The following is a 16,691-nucleotide window of genomic DNA, read 5'->3' as shown; positions in this document are numbered from 1 at the left end:
CACCCTGATTGTCGCGCGGCATTCTTCATCTTTTCAACGGGAAGCATCGTGATCTATGACAGTGGCAGGCCAAGGTGCTGCTTGACCTGAGCCACTGCATACGCCTCAGCCGCGGCCAGTAACGCTCTCGCGCCATACCCACCTGCAGCCTTGGCGCTAGATTTCACCTTTCCCCAAGCATTGGCATCTCGCATGACCGCGAGGAGCGTATACCCTTGGTCGCGGATTCGAAAATGGTCGCTATGCTTGCCGGACACCTCCAGTGCCCCCGCGTCCGCCAGCATCAGCGCATGGTAGTACCGCTTCTCACTCGCGTGATCGCCTTCATCCAGCGGAATGTAATGCACCCAATCTTCACCTGCCTCCAACTCAAACATGAGTTGCCGAAAGCACTCATCGTCTTTCTTCATTGTCTCGCTCCATCTGAGCCGCGAGACCAGACTATGAGGCAAGGCAAGAGAGTCGCAACAGGTCCAGGCCGCGCACCTTCGCTCCTTCACAGCCCCCTCCTTATCCGAGGGGGCTTTTTCATGCCGCCCTCACGCGCCGCAGCCCGGCGCTGGCAGGAAATCCATCCCGATTCTACAATTGCACAATCCTACATATTGGCAAATGCCAAAATTCCTACTTGAACTTTGGCATTTGCCAAATATACTGCCTCCATCGAACGCCGCCGGACATCATCCCGGCCCCGATGGAGGATCACCCGTGCAGCCCGCACTTGCCCATCAATCCGAAGAAGCGACCACGCCCGTCGGCGCGGCCACCCGTCACCTCGCCGTCGCCCAGGCGCGGCGCGCCCTGCTGGACACCGGCACCCCGCTGCGGCTGCGCCGTATGGCGTGGTTCGCCGCCAAATCCGATTTCGGTCACCCGGTAACGCAGAGCCGCTTCCTGCTGCTCTTCGGCCGGGCCTGACACCCGATCCGCAGCCCTGTCCCTGTGCTGCGGCCCGCGCCGCCACTCTCGGAACTCTGGCGCGCACTTCCCCCGGCCCGCTTTCCCCGAAAGACCAACACGGGCCGGGGGCTTTTCATATTCTCCAGGAGAGGCCCCAGCCCATGGCACGGGTGCGGGCCGCTGCGTGCGGCCCCATCCCGAGCGCCAGACGCTCCCTCCAGAACCAGATCAGGATGCACCACGATGAAACGCGTACTCCTGCTTTCAGCGGGCTTGATGCTCGCACCCTGCGCTCAGGCATCTGAGCATGAGACCTGCATCGCCGTGGCCGATCTGGCCCTGCGCGCGGCATCTGCGGCGGAGGCGGGCGTGTCCCTGCCCGCATTTACCGAGAGCATTTCGGGCGGCGAGATGGCTCCGCAGATCGCGGGCATCGTCATGATCGCCTACGGCATTTACCTGCTTGGTGACGAGGCCCCCCGCCAGATCGCGTGGGACATCTACAGCGACTGCATGGGGGAGGACGCGTGATGCGGCTCCGCCATTACGTCGCTGCTGCGGTGATCGGCACATGGGCTGGCCTGTGGCTCACAGAAGCTCCGGCTGACACGGCAGGACCGGGCGATTTCAAGGTCGTCTACATCCCCGTCGGCAGTGAGTGCGGCACCTCTCTGCGTCTTGAAGAGGGCACCGGCATCTACGGCTTGATGCAGCCGAAATCGACCTTTGTGTACGAGCCGGCACGCCACGAGCGCCTGCCCCCTGTGGTGCTCCCGACCGACCCGGGCGGCACAGACCATCCCCGGCCCGAGCCGCCACGCCCGCCCCCGTCTCCTGTGCCCGTGCCGTCCGCTCTGCTGTCGCTGCTCGGTGCCCTGATTTCCGCCGCCGCTGTCTGGAGGATGACCCGATGAAATGGATACGCCGCCTTTACTCCCGCTGGCAGACACACCTCCGCCTGCTGAGAGAGCTTGAGACGGGCAAGATCGAATACGACAGCCACAGCGATGAAGTTTGCCTCGCGCCCGGTGTCCCGCTCACCGACGAGCATATCCGGATCGTGCAGCAGCGACCGTATCTCGCGGATCGCTGGCCTAAGCACCTGCGTGTGGAGATTGGCCTGCCGCCTTTTCCGCCGCGTGAGGAAGACGACGATTTTATCAACAGGATTTTGTGATGACCGGCGATCTGATCAGCCGGGCAGCGGGCCTCGCCGCCCGCCAAAAGGAGGTGGGCGATGGGTGAGGATCGGTGACCGGTATGGGTGAGTTTCGCAATCACTCTGACCCCACTTTTGCAGATCACTGTGCCTTCGGATCGAGCCGCTGGGTCGCGGCCGTTCTGGGAAAGGGGCCGGCCTGGCTTCGCAAAAATCTCGACAGGATGACGGTCGCTGGCTTTCCAGCACCGGACCCCATCACGCGCCTGTACCTCAAGGCGGACGTCATGGCTTGGCTGGACCGGCGTCGACAAATACCGGATCGTGATCCACGCGCCCATCAGGCGGCGCGCGAGACCACGAATGGAGTGCGATACGATGCCTTATGAAAAAGCGCTGTGGGACGGGTCGGACCCTCTCTATGCGCCACACACCAGTCGGTCAAAGCGCTGGTACTACTGGCGCGTGCCAGCAGCTGCCAGAAAGCTGGGCTATAGCCATCCGCCGATCCGCCTGCCCGGCGAAGATGGCGATGGCCGCGAGGCGGAACGCGCCGCGAAAGCCCGACAACTCACCATAGACATGCTTGCCGCAATCCAAGAGCAGCCGGCGAAACTGCTGTCCATTGCCGGGACGTGGCGCTGGCTTATCGGTCGATACATGACCGACACCGAATCGCCGTTTCAGGAGGTCAAGGCAAACAGCCGCGATAGCTACCGCTTCCCCCTGATGCGGTGGCAGGAAGCAATCGGCGACGCACAGATCGACAGTATGGATCTTGCAGAACTCAAGCGCATCCAGCGGACGATGCGTGATAACGGCAGGACCGTGGCCTACATCAAGCGGCAGTTCGGCATGCTCCGCATGCTCGTCGGCTACGGCATCATGTTGAAGAGCCCCGCTTGCCTGGAACTTGCAGGCATCCTGAAGGAAATGCGCATCAAGACCCCGAAACCGAGGACGGCAGCCCCGACGCGCGCGCAAATTGAAGCGATCATTACAGCCGCCGATAGTGCAGGCGACGCCGCGTTCGCACTGGGGCTGGAATTGCAATGGTGGTTCGCCTTGCGTGCCGTAGATGTGCGCGGCCAATGGCTACGAATGGGGCCAGAGGAAAAAGAGAAAGTAGCCGCCAGCGGCGGCATAACTCGCGGTCATTTCCGCTGGGCCGATGGGCTTACATGGGACATGATCGCGCGCGACCTGACCGAATTTCGAAAGGTTCCATCGAAGACAGAAGATTCGCTGGACGAAGAGCTGATCTTCGATCTGAGACTTGTCCCTGAGGTGCGAGAACGCCTGGCTGGCATCCCCCAAGAAGAAAGAATCGGCCCGGTAATCCGCGACCCCAAGACCGACATGCCATTTGACCGATATCGGTGGAGCGGAAAATTTCGCACCTATCGCACCGTCGCCGGCGTCCCTCGTGACGTGTGGATGATGGACACCCGCGCAGGCGCCATCACCGACGCCAAGCGCGCTGGTGCGTCGAAGGTGCTGATGCAGCACCAGGCGAACCACGCCTCCGACAAGACGACGAACCGCTACATCAGGGAGAAGTCAGACAGCATCGCGCGGGTCATTCAGCTGCGCCGATCGGCAGGAGATCAGCAGACCTGAACAGGTTGGAAACACTCATTTCCAACTCGCTTCCAACCAATTTCCAACTGCCATTTGAGACAGACAAAAAGTTCATTTTTATCATGGATTTCGGTGGTACCGCCTCCCCGGCTCGAACGGGGGACCCCCAGATCCACAATCTGGTGCTCTAACCAACTGAGCTAAGGCGGCACGGGGGGCGATTTACCCTTCATAGCGGGCTTTGGCAAGACCCATCGCTTGATCAAATGACGAAGGGGGCATATCCAACCGCTCTGAGCCCCGCAGCGGGCGCAAACCACCGGCACCAAGGGGAACAATATGGGTATCAATAAGGAAAGCGAAGTCGCCGCCAATCTCCAGATCGGTCCCACCTCTCTCGGGATGGTGCGAATCTATGTCGAGGCGGAAGGCATGGAACTGCCGCTCGACTTCGACCCCGAGGAGGCGGAGGAAATCGCCGAAGAACTCCGCGCCGCAGCAGAAGCCGCGCGTAGCATGAGCGCGTCGGAGCCTTCGCCAAAGGGCAAGCCGAAACGCTGAACGCTTTCGGCGCAAGGCTGTTCGAAGGCTAAGGCGAAGGCCGTTCGCTTCGGAATCAGCGGCTCCGGCTTGACGATCACCGCCTGCGGGATCCCACACCCCGAGGCGGAAGTCGGACTTGGAGAGCGCTCCGGCTCCGCCTCGTTCCGCCGGACCTCAGGTTTGAGCGGGCGCGGGGTGGTTTCCAGTCTGCCGGAGACACTTGGTGGTGATTTGATCACGCCCGGCGGTGTGCCGAGAGGGGCCGGGGATCTCATAGGAAACCTCGGGCTCCCAGGCCGGAGGAGCAGCAATCCCCTTCCTCACCGCGGGCTGCGTGACAGGCTGGCAAAACGGCACCGCAACGGGTTCTTCGGCCATGAGCCCGACCGCTTCCTGCGACATGTCGATCTGGTCCTGCCGGGCGCGGAAGGGGTGCGGCGCACCCTAGAGAAGGGGAAACTGCGCCGGTCAGTTGCTCTCCCCGGGATCAGGGTATTTGGGCAGCGATGGTGCTCTTGGCGAGGGCGGAAAGATTGCTCTGACACCTGCGGCTCACAGCCGCTTCGCGACAGATGAATTGCCCTGTCAGGTCCGTCCGAACGCTGATGGACGGCTGATGGACGAGTGTCCGCGGAAGCTGCAGCAGCGAGTCCGGCAAACCTCGTCCGTGATGTCAGACCTGCTTCCCGAGAAGTCGCAGGGAGAGTTTTGGCCCGTCGGTCCTGCCTGACGCCGCCGGAGTCGTGAATGCCACTGCGGGTCGGGCACGGAAAAGCATTCGAGGTGCCGCCGCAATTCGCCTCTATGCCAAATGCCCGCCCCAAGCACCCGTTGCTACATCAGCGTAACCACAACCGATAAGAGCCGCAACCGCCTACGCCAGTGAGCCAATCCGTCAAAAACGCGGCCCCCCGCCTCCGGCCCCGGGATCGCGAAGCGTCTGCAGCCTCAGCGCTGCGTGGCGAGCGAATTTCTGGGTCAGGAGCTTGCGGCGGGCGCCGGCCAGCGGCGTCTCTGGCCCGAGGCGGCGGATTTCCGCATCATAACTGTCGGCAAGGATCAGGCCTGTGCCGTCAGGCAGGAGATCGGCAGGAAAATCGGCATCGACAGCCCAGAAAAATCGGTCGCACCATTCCAGATAGCCCTGCCACTTCCTGTCGCCTACGAAATCGGCGCGGCATGACTTGCATTCGACCACCCAGATCTCCCCCTTCGGGCCGAGCGCCATGACGTCCACACGGAGGCCGGGAGCGGGCACCAGCTCCTCCACCGTCGCAAAGCCGAGGGAGAGAAGGTGACGGCTCACGCCGCGCTGCAGGAGCTGTCCGGGTTGAAGACCGGGGAGGGGAATGGGCTGGGGCTGCATGGCGCGACTATGAACAGAGAGGGAACGTCTGTCCAGCCGAGGGGCGATCACATCTTTTCCGCGACGGGCTCTTGTGGCCTCCGCAGGTCAGGCCTATTTTTGGGAAGGCGGGTTCTGCTCCTCTCGTGCGCAGGCTTTTTTCCAGTGGCCGATAAGCATTTCCGAGGGGGCTGGCTCTGCCGGGATCTTGGTCCCGGTATCTGGCACCCACCTGGTTAGTCCAGGCTCTCGGGAAATCACGCCGGCACGGTTGCTGCGGTTCCCGCCACTCGCCAGCCAAGATAGGCGAATCGAAAAGGGCCGGTCGATCCGGCCCTTTCGTCACCTGACCAGGATAAATCCGTGAATCAGCGGCGACGCATCGGCCGTTGCTCCACCCGGATCGGCACGGGCAGCGCATCTGGCGCCCGCATCGGCCCGGCTACCGCAGCTTTCAAAGCCTCTCCCATACGTTTAATGAGCGACCCGGCACGAGCCAGCGACCCAGAGCGGCGGACGGAGCGAACAGGCATAGGAGCAGTCTCCTGAAGGTTGCCCGATCAGCGTAAGGCCGAGTCGCCCCCGACGCCAAGCGAAATCGCGTGATCGCCTTTCTCTTGGCCTTCTTCCGCCGTGCCGCTAGGCACGTATGAGGCAACAGGAGGGAACGGCATGGCGGTTCGTGTGGCGATCAACGGGTTCGGGCGCATCGGGCGGTCGGTGCTGAGAGCGCTGGCCACGCGACCGGGCGACATCGAAATAGTCGCCCTGAACGATATCGCCACGCCCGAAATCTGCGCCTATCTGTTTGAATACGATAGCGTCTTTGGCCCCTACTCCGGCAGCGTCGCCCTTCGCGCGGGGCATCTTGTGGTCGACGGGCGGGAGATTCCGCTGCTCCGCCAGTCAGACCTGTCGCGTGCCGATCTTTCCGGCGTCGATGTGCTGATGGAGTGCACGGGCCGCGCTGACAGCCGGGAGGTGGCGGAACGCGGGCTGAGCGCGGGGGCAAGACGGGTGCTCGTCTCCGGCCCGTCGCGGGGCGCGGATATCACAGCCGTGATCGGCGCGAACGAGGGGGAGGTGACGCCCCTGCATCGCATCGTCTCCAACGCCTCCTGCACGACCAACGCTCTTGCACCGCTGCTCGGGCTTCTGGATGCGGAATGGGGGGTGGAGACGGGCTACATGACCACCATCCATTGCTATACCGGCAGCCAGCCGACAGTGGACAGCCCCGCCGCCGACTTTGCGCGGAGCAGGGCTGCCGCGCTCTCCATGGTGCCGACGACGACCTCGGCCTCCCGGCTGGTGGATATCGTGCTGCCACATCTGGCGGGGCGGGTGGAGGGGTCTGCGGTGCGGGTGCCGACAGCTTCCGTCTCTGCCGTGGACCTGACATTCATGCCCCGTCGCCCGGCCAGCGTGCAGGCGGTCAATGCTGCGCTGCGCGAGGCGGGCGGCGTCATCGGGTGGACGGAGCGCGCGCTCGTCTCCACCGACCTGCGCGCGCGGCCCGAAAGCGTGGTGATGGCGCTGCCGGAAACCGCCGTGACCGGCGGCGGCATGGTGCGCGTCTTCGGCTGGTACGACAACGAATGGGGCTTTTCCAACCGCATGATCGACATGGCAGTGCGGCTCGCGCGGCAGGATCAGGAGCAGCCGGGAGGAAGCCCTCTTCAGGGTGAAACGACGGTATAGGGCTCGTCGAACCAGTATTCCTCAAGATTGGGCGTATCGCCGATCCTGTCCACCACCGCGAACAGACCGGGCGCGTGGAGCGGCGTCAGCACCCCGTGCCAGGTGCCCCGGTGAAAGTTGATCGCCTGCCCCGCCGTGGTCAGGAAGGCCAGCGGCACCCCGGGGTACCCCCCTTCGTCCGGCGCGACGATGACCAGGAACGGGTCGAGCGACATCGGCACGAAGGCCTGGCTGCCGTCCGGGTGCCGCTCGACCAGATCGAGCACCAGCGGCAGCGCCCGAGGCTCCGCCTTGAAGATCGACAGACCTGCCCGACCCTCCGGCCCGAAATCCAGCCCCGCCCGGTCGTGCCAGCGGCCACAGAGACCCTGGTTGATGATCCGGTCGGCGGTCCCATCGGCAGAAAGGATATCGCCAAAGGGCGCGAAGGCGGCCGCCGTCAGCGGCTGTATGGTGATCCGGCGCAACCTCAGCCCTCCGCCAGCGTCTGCATGAGCGGCAGGAAGTCGGGGAAGGATGTGGCGATGGGGCGCGCATCGTCGATCGTCACGGGCTGCTGCGCGGCAAGACCCAGCACGTAGAAGCTCATGGCGATACGGTGGTCGAGATGGGTGCGGACCGTGGCCCCTCCCGGCACGCCCTCCGCGCCCCGGCCATGGACGATGAAGATGTCCTCTCCCTCCTCCACCGTGACGCCGCAGGATTCCAGCCCGCGCGCCATGGCGTCGATCCGGTCGCTTTCCTTCACCCGCAGCTCACGCACCCCGCGCATGACGGTCCGGCCTTCCGCAAAGGCGGCGATGGCGGACAGCACGGGGAATTCGTCGATCATGGAGGCCGCGCGGTCCTCCGGCACGTCCACGCCCTTCAACGCAGAGAAGCGGACGCGGAGATCGGCGACCGGCTCCCCCCCCTCCTCACGCTCGTTCTCGAAGGCGATATCGGCCCCCATCTCGACCAGCGTCAGGTAGAAGCCGTCGCGCGTCGGGTTGCGGCTGACACCGGGGACCCGGATATCCGACCCTTCCACGATGAGCGCGGCAGCCACGGGAAAGGCGGCGGAGGACGGATCACGCGGCACCGCGACGGTCTGCGGGCGCAACTCCGGCTGCCCGGTGAGGATGATCGCCTGCCCCTCTGCCGTTTCCTCCACACGGAGGGTGGCGCCGAAGCCGCGGAGCATCCGTTCGGTGTGATCGCGCGTCGGCTCCCGCTCGATCACGACGGTTTCACCGGGCGCGTTCAGCCCGGCGAGCAGCACGGCGGATTTCACCTGCGCCGACGGCACGGGCAAGGCGTAGCGCACCGGCACCGGATCCCGTGCGCCAAGGACGGTCATCGGCAACCGCCCGCCCGCGCGACCATGCGCCACCGTTCCGAACAGCGCCAGAGGATCCGTCACCCGCGCCATGGGACGGCGGCGGAGGCTCGCATCCCCGGTGAAGGTCGCAACGATGGGCGAGGTCGCCATCGCGCCCATGATGAGCCGCACCCCCGTCCCCGAATTGCCGCAGTCGATGACATTCTCCGGCTCGGCGAAGCCGCCGACGCCCACGCCGTGCACGCTCCACGCGCCTTCGCTATGGCGGGTCACTTCTGCCCCGAAGGCCCGCATCGCCTTTGCCGTGTCGATGACATCCTCGCCTTCCAGAAGGCCGCTGATCCGCGTCTCGCCCACGGAAAGCGCCCCGAAGATCAGTGCGCGGTGGGAGATGGACTTGTCCCCCGGCACCGTCGCCTTGCCCCTGAGCGGGGCGGAAGCGCGGACGACAAGCGGGACGGGCGAGGCTTCGGCAGTCATGGGGGATCCTCCGTGGTCTGGCCGCCTCATAGCCGAACTGACCGCGCCGGTCTATCTGGGGTCTATCTGGGCCGCTACAGGCGGCGGAAGGTGAGGTAATGCGGCACCCGCCCCTCGCGGAGCGCCTTCTGCTCATAGCGGGTGGAGTGCCAGTCGGACCACGGCTCCCGCCAGTCGGACGGACCTTCGGCCAGCCATTCGAAGCCCGCCTTCGGCACCTCCTCCAGCGTCTGGCGCACGTAATCGGGAATGTCCGTCGCGACCCGCAGGATGGCCTGTGGCCGCAGCACCCTGTGGAGCGGCGCAAGGAACTCCGGCGTCACGAAACGACGGCGATGGTGGCGCTTCTTCGGCCAGGGGTCTGGGTAGAGCAGGAAGGCCCGCGCGACGGAGCGGTCGGGCAGCACATCGAACAGGTCGCGCACGTCGCCCGGATGCAGGCGGAGGTTGGTGACACCCGCCTCCCGCACCTTGCCAAGCAGCATCGCCACACCGTTGATGAAGGGCTCGCAACCGATCAGCCCCACTTCCGGGTTCTGCGCGGCCTGATGCACGAGATGCTCGCCGCCGCCGAAGCCGATCTCCAGCCAAACCGGCCGGTCCCCGAAAAGCTGTGTCAGGTCCAGCTCGGCGCGCTCCGGGTTCTCCTCATGGGTCACGCCGGGAAGGCGCAGCTGGCCCAGATCCTCGCTGAGATACCCTTTCTGGCTGGGCCGCAGCGTCTTGCCATGGCGACGGCCATAGAAATTGCGCCAGGGACGGTCGGCACCCGCGGCGGAATCGCTCTGGTCGTCAGTCATGAAAAGGCCCCGGTCGCTGATACCGGGGCCTCTTCGCGCGGCAGGGCCCGCGCGTCAAGCAAAAGGGGGTCAGACGGCGCGCTTCAGCGCCTCCACCAGATCGGTCCGTTCCCAGCTGAAACCGCCGTCATTGTCGGGTTGGCGCCCGAAATGGCCATAGGCGGCGGTCCGGGCATAGACCGGGCGGTTGAGCTCCAGATGATCGCGGATGCCGCGCGGCGTGAGGTCCATGACCTGCGCGACGGCACGTTCGATCTCCGCCTCATCCGCAACGCCGGTGCCGTGGGTATCGACGTAGATGGAAAGCGGCTTCGCCACGCCGATGGCATAGGAGAGCTGAAGCGTGCAGCGCTGTGCAAGCCCGGAGGCGACCACGTTCTTTGCCAGATAGCGCGCGGCATAGGCGGCGGAACGGTCCACCTTGGTCGGATCCTTGCCGGAGAAGGCACCGCCCCCGTGCGGCGCGGCGCCGCCATAGGTATCCACGATGATCTTCCGCCCCGTCAGCCCCGCGTCCCCATCCGGGCCGCCGATGACGAAAGTGCCTGTCGGGTTGACCCACCATTCGGTGTTCCCCGTCAGCCAGCCGTCGGGGAGCACCTCGCGGATGTAGGGCTCCACGATGGCGCGGATGTCGTCGGAGGTCTGATCCTCGCTCGCGTGCTGGGTGGAGAGGACAAGCTGGGTCACCTCCACGGGCTTGCCGTCCTCGTAGCGCAGCGACAGCTGGCTCTTGGCATCCGGGCGGAGGCTCGGCGCCTCACCGGATTTGCGCGCCTCGGCCAGACGGCGCAGGATGGCGTGGGAGTAGAGGATCGGCGCGGGCATCAGCTCCGGCGTCTCGTCCACCGCATAGCCGAACATGATGCCCTGATCCCCCGCCCCGTCCCGGTCGACGCCTTGGGAGATATGGGCGGATTGCTCGTGCAGGTAGTTGTTCAGCTTGAACGTCGCCCAGTGGAACTTGTCCTGCTCGTAACCGATGTCCTTCACGCAGGCGCGCGCGATGTCCTCGATCTTCTCCATGTAGCTGTGGAGCTTGTCCTTGTCGGACAGGCCCACCTCGCCGCCCACCACGACGCAGTTCGTCGTGGCAAAGGTCTCGCAGGCGACGCGGGCATTGGGCTCTTCGGTGAGAAAGGCATCAAGGACCGCATCGGAAATCCGGTCGCAGACCTTGTCGGGGTGACCCTCCGAAACGGATTCGGAAGTAAATACGTAATTCTGTCGGGACATCGGGAAGCGCTCCATTAAGACAACCCCGTCACGCCAGGAAGCCGTTGTGACGGGTGCGATGCCAAGCCGTAGCGGCGGCGGCGGCGGAGTTCAATCTCTTTCTCTGCGCCGCAACAAAAGCAGGCCCGCTCCAGCCACAAGAATGAGGCCCGCCATGGGCAGATCGCCCATACGCGCATAGGGTGTGGGCGGCAGGGCCGCGGGAACGCTGCCGTCCAGCGTGCCCTCCACGTTCAGCGGCAGGGCAGAAACGATCGCCCCCCTCGCGTCGACGATGGCCGACACGCCGGTATTCGCGGCGCGGATCAGCGGCAGGCCCTGCTCCACCGCGCGGAGCCGCGCCTGCGCCAGATGCTGATAGGGGCCGGAGAGGTTGCCGAACCACGCGTCGTTCGTGACCTGCAGGATCCAGTCCGCCCGGTCGGGCGCGCCGCGAAGGTCCTGCGGAAACACCGCCTCGTAACAGATGAGCGGCAGCACCTTTCCCAGCGGGCCAAGGTCGAGGATGGCCGGCCCCGGTCCCGGCGAATATCCGCCCCCCTCCCGTGCGGCGAGACCGTGGATCCCGAACCGCGCCGCGATGTCGCCGAAGGGGATATACTCGCCGAACGGGACGAGGTGGTGCTTGTCGTAAAGCCCGGTAACCTGTCCCGCTCGATCCAGAACCGCGAGAGAGTTGTAGTAGCGCCCGCCATCCCCGCGCTGCACGCCGAGTGCGACGGGACGGCCCCCGGAGGCCTCCGCGATCATCGCCAGAGGCTCGGCGGCATCCTCCAGCAGCCAGACCAGCGCCGTCTCCGGCCAGATCGTGAGGTCCGGTGGAGGATCGGCGGGCGTCGCCGTCTGTTCGAGCTGCTGGCGGAACTGCGGACCGATCAGCGTCGGATCCCATTTCAGATGCTGCGGAATATTGGGCTGGACAAGACGGACATGGATCGGCGCCGCCCGCGGCGGGAGCGGCTCCGCCAGCCGTGCAAGGCCACCCGCCCACAGCAGCCCGATCACGACCGCGCCTACCACCGCGCCCGGCAGACGCAGCACAAGCGGCAGCGCGGCGAGAAGGGTCGTGAGAAGGGTCAGACCCACCGGCCCGACATAGGCCGCCGCCTGCACCACCGGCGTGTCGATCCAGACGTGCCCGATCAGCGCCCAGGGGAAGCCGGTCAGCACATAGCCGCGCATCAGCTCGACCGCTGCGAAGCTCACGGCGAGCGCGACCGGCCGCGACCGGCCCCGGCCAAGTCCCCAGCCGACCCCTGCTGCCAGCGCCCAGAACAGCGCCATGCCGGTGGCCAGAAACACCAGCGCGAACGGGGCCATCCAGCCCTGCCGCGCGGCATCCACCATGAAGGGTTCGACGATCCAGAAAAGCGCCGCGGCGAAATAGCCCGTGCCGCCCATCCAGCCCCGCCACAGAACGGTGCGGAGGCTCTCGCCCCCCGAGATCTGCGCCATCAGCCACCACAGCGCCGGCAGGGCCACCCACCACAGGCCAAGCGGCGCCTGGCCCGATGCCATCAAGGCACCGGCCAGCAATGCGGGAAGCGCCCCGCGCAGGGCGGGCCGAAGCATGAGCCCTCGGGCCGGATGACCAGCCAGCGCCGCCCGGCCTTCGGTCATGCTATCCGGCCGCAGCCGCCGCCGCGGCGGGCAGACGCAGGCGAAGCCGCTTGATCCGGCGCGGTTCGGCGTCGATCACCTCGAACACCGCACCGCTTTCATGCTCGATCTCCTCGCCCTCTGCGGGAACACGGCCCGACAGCATGAAGACGAGGCCGCCGACCGTGTCGATCTCCTCATCCTCCGTATCGGCAAGCTGCATGCCAATGGCTTCCTCGAAGGCCTCCAGCGGGGCGCGGGCTTCCACGATCCAGACGCCGGGACGCTCCTGCAACCACAGCCGACCCTCGACGATGTCGTGCTCATCGTCGATCTCGCCGACGACTTCCTCCAGCACATCCTCGAAAGTCACCAGCCCGTCCACGCCGCCGTATTCGTCGATCACCAGCGCAAGATGCGTCCGCTCCGCCTGCATCTTCTGCAAGAGGACCGAAAGCGGCATGGAAGGCGGCGCATAGATCAGCGGGCGGAGAAGCGGGCGGAGGTCGAACGGCCCGGTATGACCGTTGAACCCGTAGCGGAGCGCCAAGTCCTTCAGCAGCAAAAGGCCCATCGGCCTGTCCAGCGTCTGCTCGTAAACCGGCATGCGCGAGAAGCCATGTTCCCGGAACACCTCGACCAGAGCGTCCTTGTCGATGTCCACATCGACCGCGACGATCTCTGCCGCAGGCACCATCACATCCGACAGGCGCATGGTCCTGAGTTTGCTGAGTCCGCCGAAGCCCGACCGCGCCACACCTGCTCCGGCAGAGTTGCGCGCCGCGTCCTCGGCATCGTTTGAGAGAGCATTCAGGATGCGGCCGAAAAAGCCGCGCTGTGAATTCTCTTCGGAGTCCTGCGCGCGGTGCGCCGCGCTAGAAGACCCATCGACGGAATCGCCCATTGTTCCTTTCCAGATTGCGAGGGCCTGTGCCCCCGATCAAGCATATGGGTCAGATATGCCCATCGTGGCAAGTATCCTGACCTCAAGTCCTTCCATCAGGGAGGCATCGGCCTCCCTCACATGGTCATATCCAAGCAGGTGCAAAATACCATGAATGACCAGATGCGTCACGTGATCCTTGAGCGGTATGCCCTGTTCCGCCGCTTCGCGACCGCAGGTTTCCCAGGCGATGGCGATATCGCCCAGCTCCTCCGGGCCATCCGCATCGCCGGGTTCCGGCCGGTCGGGCGCGCCGCCATCTTCCTCCGCGCCCCTCTCCTCGGAGGGCCAGGAGAGCACATTGGTGGGCTGTGGCTTGCCGCGGAAATCAGCGTTGAGCACCGCGATCCGCGCATCGTCGCAGCCGAGGACGCTGATGAGAAACCCCTCCCCGCCGAGATCCAGCAGGGCCAGCACCCTTTCGGCCGCAGTTTCGGAGATCGCAGGGAGGTCGATCTCCTCCCAGCGATCATCCTCGATGATCGTATCGACAAGCGCCATGCGCACCCGTGCGGACAGAAGGGCGCCGCCCGCCCGGACGGGTCAGCCCGCCTCGGACCGCTCATACGCCTCGATGATACGGGCGACAAGCGGATGGCGGATGACATCCTGCGCGGTGAAGTAGTTGAAGGACACGCCCTTCACCCCCGCGAGAATCCGCTCCGCATCCGACAGACCGGAGGCGGTGCCGCGCGGCAGGTCCACCTGCGTCCTGTCGCCGGTAATGACCATGCGGGAGCCCTCGCCCAGACGGGTGAGGAACATCTTCATCTGCATGGTCGTGGCGTTCTGCGCCTCGTCCAGCACGACGAAAGCGTTGGCCAGCGTCCGCCCGCGCATGAAGGCCAGCGGCGCGATCTCGATCCGCTTCTCCTCCAGCATCTTCTGCACCTGCTTGGCAGGCAGGAAGTCGTTCAGCGCGTCGTAGAGCGGCTGCATGTAGGGGTCGACCTTCTCCTTCATGTCGCCGGGCAGGAACCCCAGACGCTCGCCCGCCTCAACGGCGGGACGGGAGAGGATGATCTTGTCCACATGCCCGCCGATGAACATGGTCACGCCCACCGCCACGGCGAGATAGGTCTTGCCCGTCCCCGCCGGACCGATGCCGAAGCACAGCTCGTTCTTGAACAGGTTCTCGACATAGGCCTTCTGGGCTTCGGTCCGCGGCTCCACGTGCTTCTTGCGGGTGCGGATCTCCATCGGCGTGCCGTGGAACATCTCGAACTGGGCGTCGCCGCCCCGCGCGAAGGTCTGATCGCCCATGCGAATCACGGCGTCCACGTCACCGGGCTCCAGCGGCTTGCCGGATTCCAGCCGCGCATAGAGGGCGCGGAGCGCGGCCGACGCGGCATCCCGCGCGCCTGCTCCCCCCATCACTGCGAGCTGGTTCCCCCGTCGGAGGATGTGCACCCCGATCTTCTGCTCGATCCGCGCGATGTTCCTGTCGAACTCTCCGCACAGGTCGATGAGCAGCCTGTTATCGGGAAATTCCAGAAGCGTTTCCGAAACGTCTTCCGGGCGGGGCGGGGGTGTCAGCGCGCTGATGCCCAATAAGGACTCCTATGGCAAAGGGTCGCAAGGGGATGGTGCCAAGACGCCCGGCTTCACGCAAGCGCGCTTTGGCTCCCGCAGCGAAAAAACGCCATGCACTGCGGCATGGTTCCCGCAAGCATCGCAATCAGGCGACAAGTTCACCGGCGAGGGAGTTCGGTCCGGCCGCCACGATCCGCACCCGGGCCAGCGTTCCCGGGGCGGCGTCCGTCACGGCGTGGACGGCGTGAAGATAGTCCGACTTGCCGACCATCTGCCCCGGCATGCGGCCCTTCTTCTCGAAAAGCACGCTCACCTCGCGGCCCACCATGGCCAGCTGCGCCGCCCTCTGCTGCGTGGTCAGCAAGGCCTGAAGCCGCTGGAGCCGGTCGTCGGAGACATCGGCAGCCACGGGCGGACGATCCGCGGCAGGCGTGCCGGGACGGGAGGAATACTTGAACGAGAATGCCATGCCGTAGTTCACCTGCCGCACCAGCTCCATCGTGGCCTCGAAATCGGCCTCCGTTTCACCGGGGAAGCCCACGATGAAATCGCCCGACATCATCATGTCGGGGCGGGCGGCGCGGATGCGGTCGATCAGCCGCAGGTATCCCTCGGCGGTGTGCCGCCGGTTCATCGCCTTGAGGATCCGGTCGGAGCCAGACTGCACCGGCAGGTGGAGATAGGGCATGAGCTTCTCGACCTCGCCATGCGCGGCAATGAGGTCGTCGGACATGTCGTTGGGGTGGGAGGTGGTGTAGCGGATCCGCTCCAGCCCGTCGATCTCCGCCAGTGCACGCACCAGCCGGGCGAGCGACCAGTCCCCGCCCTCCCCCCCGCCGTGATAGGCGTTGACGTTCTGGCCGAGCAGCGTGATCTCCCGCACGCCGCGCTCCACCAGATCGCGGGCCTCCCGCAGGATGCGCTCCGCTGGGCGGGAGACTTCGGAGCCACGGGTATAGGGCACGACGCAGAAGGCGCAGAACTTGTCGCAGCCCTCCTGCACCGTCAGGAACGCCGCGGGCGGGCGGTTCGGGAGGGGGCGCCTGGGCAGATGCGCGAACTTGTCCTCCTCCGGGAATTCGGTATCCACGGCGCGGGCGCCCTGCTCCACCTTCTCCATCATGGCGGGCAGACGGTGATAGGTCTGCGGCCCGACCACCAGATCGACCAGCGGCATCCGCCGCATGATCTCCTCGCCCTCCGCCTGCGCGACGCAGCCCGCGACACCGATCTTCAGGTCGGGCTTCGCGAGTTTCAGCGGCTTCAGACGGCCAAGGTCCGAATACACCTTCTCCGCCGCCTTCTCCCGGATATGGCAGGTGTTCAGCAGAACCATGTCCGCCTCCTCCGCCACTTCCGTGGTGACATACCCCTTCGCCCCCAGCGCCTCCGCCATGCGTTCGCTGTCATAGACATTCATCTGGCAGCCGTAGGTCTTGATGTAGAGCTTCTTGGGCGTGGCCATGAGAGCTACTCCGGGGCGAACGGTGAGGAAGGGCGTCTGCTACACCGGAACGCCCGAAATCGCAACAGAGGGGTGAGGCGGCACC

At 65.6% G+C, this 16,691-nt stretch carries 18 protein-coding genes, 1 tRNA gene, 1 other RNA gene and 1 riboswitch; of the genes, 8 read left to right on the top strand and 12 right to left on the bottom strand.

Annotated elements, in window-relative coordinates:
• Positions 1-53: 53 nt before the first annotated feature.
• Positions 54-410 (bottom strand): DUF2513 domain-containing protein, encoded by a 357-nt coding sequence (locus CDV49_RS19280; protein WP_088216923.1) that lies wholly within the window; start codon positions 408-410, stop codon positions 54-56.
• Positions 411-708: 298 nt separating this feature from the next.
• Here CDV49_RS19280 and CDV49_RS19275 point away from each other — a divergent pair, with 298 nt between their 5' ends.
• The 5 genes from CDV49_RS19275 to CDV49_RS19255 all read left to right on the top strand — a co-directional run bounded on the left by CDV49_RS19275 (position 709) and on the right by CDV49_RS19255 (position 3,679).
• Positions 709-918, top strand: a complete 210-nt coding sequence (locus tag CDV49_RS19275) for a hypothetical protein (RefSeq protein WP_088216922.1) — start codon at positions 709-711, stop codon at positions 916-918.
• Positions 919-1,143: 225 nt separating this feature from the next.
• Positions 1,144-1,431: a hypothetical protein gene (locus CDV49_RS19270; RefSeq protein WP_088216921.1), complete on the top strand. Its 288-nt coding sequence runs from the start codon at positions 1,144-1,146 to the stop codon at positions 1,429-1,431.
• Positions 1,431-1,814 (top strand): hypothetical protein, encoded by a 384-nt coding sequence (locus CDV49_RS19265; RefSeq protein ID WP_088216920.1) that lies wholly within the window; start codon positions 1,431-1,433, stop codon positions 1,812-1,814. Before CDV49_RS19270 ends, CDV49_RS19265 begins: the two co-directional genes overlap by 1 nt.
• Positions 1,811-2,077 (top strand): hypothetical protein, encoded by a 267-nt coding sequence (locus CDV49_RS19260; protein WP_088216919.1) that lies wholly within the window; start codon positions 1,811-1,813, stop codon positions 2,075-2,077. The genes CDV49_RS19265 and CDV49_RS19260 overlap by 4 nt, the downstream gene beginning before the upstream one ends.
• A 360-nt stretch (positions 2,078-2,437) precedes the next feature.
• Complete coding sequence (locus tag CDV49_RS19255) at positions 2,438-3,679, top strand: recombinase (RefSeq protein WP_143413214.1); 1,242 nt, start codon at positions 2,438-2,440, stop codon at positions 3,677-3,679.
• A 94-nt stretch (positions 3,680-3,773) separates the two neighbouring features.
• Here the strand turns inward: CDV49_RS19255 and CDV49_RS19250 are convergent.
• Positions 3,774-3,850: transfer RNA gene (locus tag CDV49_RS19250), tRNA-His, on the bottom strand.
• A gap of 129 nt (positions 3,851-3,979) precedes the next feature.
• On the opposite strand from CDV49_RS19250, the gene CDV49_RS19245 reads away from it, so the two are divergent.
• Positions 3,980-4,201, top strand: a complete 222-nt coding sequence (locus CDV49_RS19245; protein ID WP_088216917.1) for a DUF6324 family protein — start codon at positions 3,980-3,982, stop codon at positions 4,199-4,201.
• An 877-nt stretch (positions 4,202-5,078) separates the two neighbouring features.
• On the opposite strand, the gene CDV49_RS19235 is transcribed toward CDV49_RS19245, so the two are convergent.
• Entirely contained in the window at positions 5,079-5,549 is a 471-nt protein-coding gene (locus CDV49_RS19235) for an MmcB family DNA repair protein (protein ID WP_088216915.1), read from the bottom strand.
• A gap of 108 nt (positions 5,550-5,657) precedes the next feature.
• On the opposite strand from CDV49_RS19235, the gene ssrS reads away from it, so the two are divergent.
• Both ssrS and CDV49_RS19225 read left to right on the top strand, forming a co-directional pair.
• Positions 5,658-5,815, top strand: a non-coding RNA gene (ssrS, locus tag CDV49_RS19230) — 6S RNA.
• A 385-nt stretch (positions 5,816-6,200) separates the two neighbouring features.
• Complete coding sequence (locus tag CDV49_RS19225) at positions 6,201-7,229, top strand: type I glyceraldehyde-3-phosphate dehydrogenase (protein WP_088216914.1); 1,029 nt, start codon at positions 6,201-6,203, stop codon at positions 7,227-7,229.
• Here CDV49_RS19225 and CDV49_RS19220 read toward each other — a convergent pair.
• The 9 genes from CDV49_RS19220 to miaB form a co-directional block, all read right to left on the bottom strand.
• Positions 7,208-7,696 carry an ureidoglycolate lyase gene (locus CDV49_RS19220; protein ID WP_088216913.1) on the bottom strand — a complete coding sequence of 163 codons (489 nt, stop codon included), beginning with the start codon at positions 7,694-7,696 and terminating at the stop codon, positions 7,208-7,210. The genes CDV49_RS19225 and CDV49_RS19220 overlap by 22 nt on opposite strands.
• A 2-nt stretch (positions 7,697-7,698) precedes the next feature.
• Entirely contained in the window at positions 7,699-9,030 is a 1,332-nt protein-coding gene (gene aroA / locus CDV49_RS19215) for a 3-phosphoshikimate 1-carboxyvinyltransferase (RefSeq protein ID WP_088216912.1), read from the bottom strand.
• 74 nt (positions 9,031-9,104) lie between these two features.
• The gene (trmB, locus tag CDV49_RS19210) at positions 9,105-9,830 is read right to left on the bottom strand and encodes a tRNA (guanosine(46)-N7)-methyltransferase TrmB (protein ID WP_088216911.1); all 726 of its coding nucleotides are present in this window, start codon (positions 9,828-9,830) and stop codon (positions 9,105-9,107) included.
• A gap of 69 nt (positions 9,831-9,899) precedes the next feature.
• Complete coding sequence (metK, locus tag CDV49_RS19205; protein ID WP_088216910.1) at positions 9,900-11,066, bottom strand: methionine adenosyltransferase; 1,167 nt, start codon at positions 11,064-11,066, stop codon at positions 9,900-9,902.
• A 7-nt stretch (positions 11,067-11,073) separates the two neighbouring features.
• Positions 11,074-11,122: riboswitch (SAM-SAH riboswitch) on the bottom strand.
• Positions 11,123-11,156: 34 nt separating this feature from the next.
• Positions 11,157-12,686, bottom strand: a complete 1,530-nt coding sequence (gene lnt / locus CDV49_RS19200; RefSeq protein WP_306424959.1) for an apolipoprotein N-acyltransferase — start codon at positions 12,684-12,686, stop codon at positions 11,157-11,159.
• 1 nt (position 12,687) lies between these two features.
• Positions 12,688-13,569: a transporter associated domain-containing protein gene (locus CDV49_RS19195; RefSeq protein WP_088216909.1), complete on the bottom strand. Its 882-nt coding sequence runs from the start codon at positions 13,567-13,569 to the stop codon at positions 12,688-12,690.
• A gap of 36 nt (positions 13,570-13,605) precedes the next feature.
• Entirely contained in the window at positions 13,606-14,109 is a 504-nt protein-coding gene (gene ybeY, locus CDV49_RS19190; protein ID WP_088216908.1) for an rRNA maturation RNase YbeY, read from the bottom strand.
• A gap of 42 nt (positions 14,110-14,151) precedes the next feature.
• On the bottom strand, positions 14,152-15,159 hold the full coding sequence (locus CDV49_RS19185) for a PhoH family protein (protein WP_088216907.1): 1,008 nt from the start codon (positions 15,157-15,159) through the stop codon (positions 14,152-14,154).
• 127 nt (positions 15,160-15,286) lie between these two features.
• The gene (gene miaB / locus CDV49_RS19180) at positions 15,287-16,606 is read right to left on the bottom strand and encodes a tRNA (N6-isopentenyl adenosine(37)-C2)-methylthiotransferase MiaB (RefSeq protein ID WP_088216906.1); all 1,320 of its coding nucleotides are present in this window, start codon (positions 16,604-16,606) and stop codon (positions 15,287-15,289) included.
• Positions 16,607-16,691 lie beyond the last annotated feature (85 nt).

The organism is Haematobacter genomosp. 1 (genome assembly GCF_002196855.1).
GTDB lineage: Bacteria > Pseudomonadota > Alphaproteobacteria > Rhodobacterales > Rhodobacteraceae > Haematobacter.
Note: the sequence above shows the minus strand (reverse complement) of the source record. Positions and strands in the feature narration are given on the sequence as shown.

Excerpts from the sequence above, each read along its gene's own strand:
- CDV49_RS19270 (WP_088216921.1), top strand. The coding sequence starts at position 1,144 with ATGAAACGCGTACTCCTGCTTTCAGCGGGCTTGATGCTCGCACCCTGC.
- trmB (WP_088216911.1), bottom strand. The coding sequence starts at position 9,830 with ATGACTGACGACCAGAGCGATTCCGCCGCGGGTGCCGACCGTCCCTGG.
- CDV49_RS19245 (WP_088216917.1), top strand. The coding sequence starts at position 3,980 with ATGGGTATCAATAAGGAAAGCGAAGTCGCCGCCAATCTCCAGATCGGT.
- ybeY (WP_088216908.1), bottom strand. The coding sequence starts at position 14,109 with ATGGCGCTTGTCGATACGATCATCGAGGATGATCGCTGGGAGGAGATC.
- CDV49_RS19195 (WP_088216909.1), bottom strand. The coding sequence starts at position 13,569 with ATGGGCGATTCCGTCGATGGGTCTTCTAGCGCGGCGCACCGCGCGCAG.
- CDV49_RS19265 (WP_088216920.1), top strand. The coding sequence starts at position 1,431 with ATGCGGCTCCGCCATTACGTCGCTGCTGCGGTGATCGGCACATGGGCT.
- CDV49_RS19280 (WP_088216923.1), bottom strand. The coding sequence starts at position 410 with ATGAAGAAAGACGATGAGTGCTTTCGGCAACTCATGTTTGAGTTGGAG.
- miaB (WP_088216906.1), bottom strand. The coding sequence starts at position 16,606 with ATGGCCACGCCCAAGAAGCTCTACATCAAGACCTACGGCTGCCAGATG.
- metK (WP_088216910.1), bottom strand. The coding sequence starts at position 11,066 with ATGTCCCGACAGAATTACGTATTTACTTCCGAATCCGTTTCGGAGGGT.
- CDV49_RS19235 (WP_088216915.1), bottom strand. The coding sequence starts at position 5,549 with ATGCAGCCCCAGCCCATTCCCCTCCCCGGTCTTCAACCCGGACAGCTC.
- CDV49_RS19260 (WP_088216919.1), top strand. The coding sequence starts at position 1,811 with ATGAAATGGATACGCCGCCTTTACTCCCGCTGGCAGACACACCTCCGC.
- aroA (WP_088216912.1), bottom strand. The coding sequence starts at position 9,030 with ATGACTGCCGAAGCCTCGCCCGTCCCGCTTGTCGTCCGCGCTTCCGCC.
- CDV49_RS19225 (WP_088216914.1), top strand. The coding sequence starts at position 6,201 with ATGGCGGTTCGTGTGGCGATCAACGGGTTCGGGCGCATCGGGCGGTCG.
- lnt (WP_306424959.1), bottom strand. The coding sequence starts at position 12,686 with ATGACCGAAGGCCGGGCGGCGCTGGCTGGTCATCCGGCCCGAGGGCTC.
- CDV49_RS19255 (WP_143413214.1), top strand. The coding sequence starts at position 2,438 with ATGCCTTATGAAAAAGCGCTGTGGGACGGGTCGGACCCTCTCTATGCG.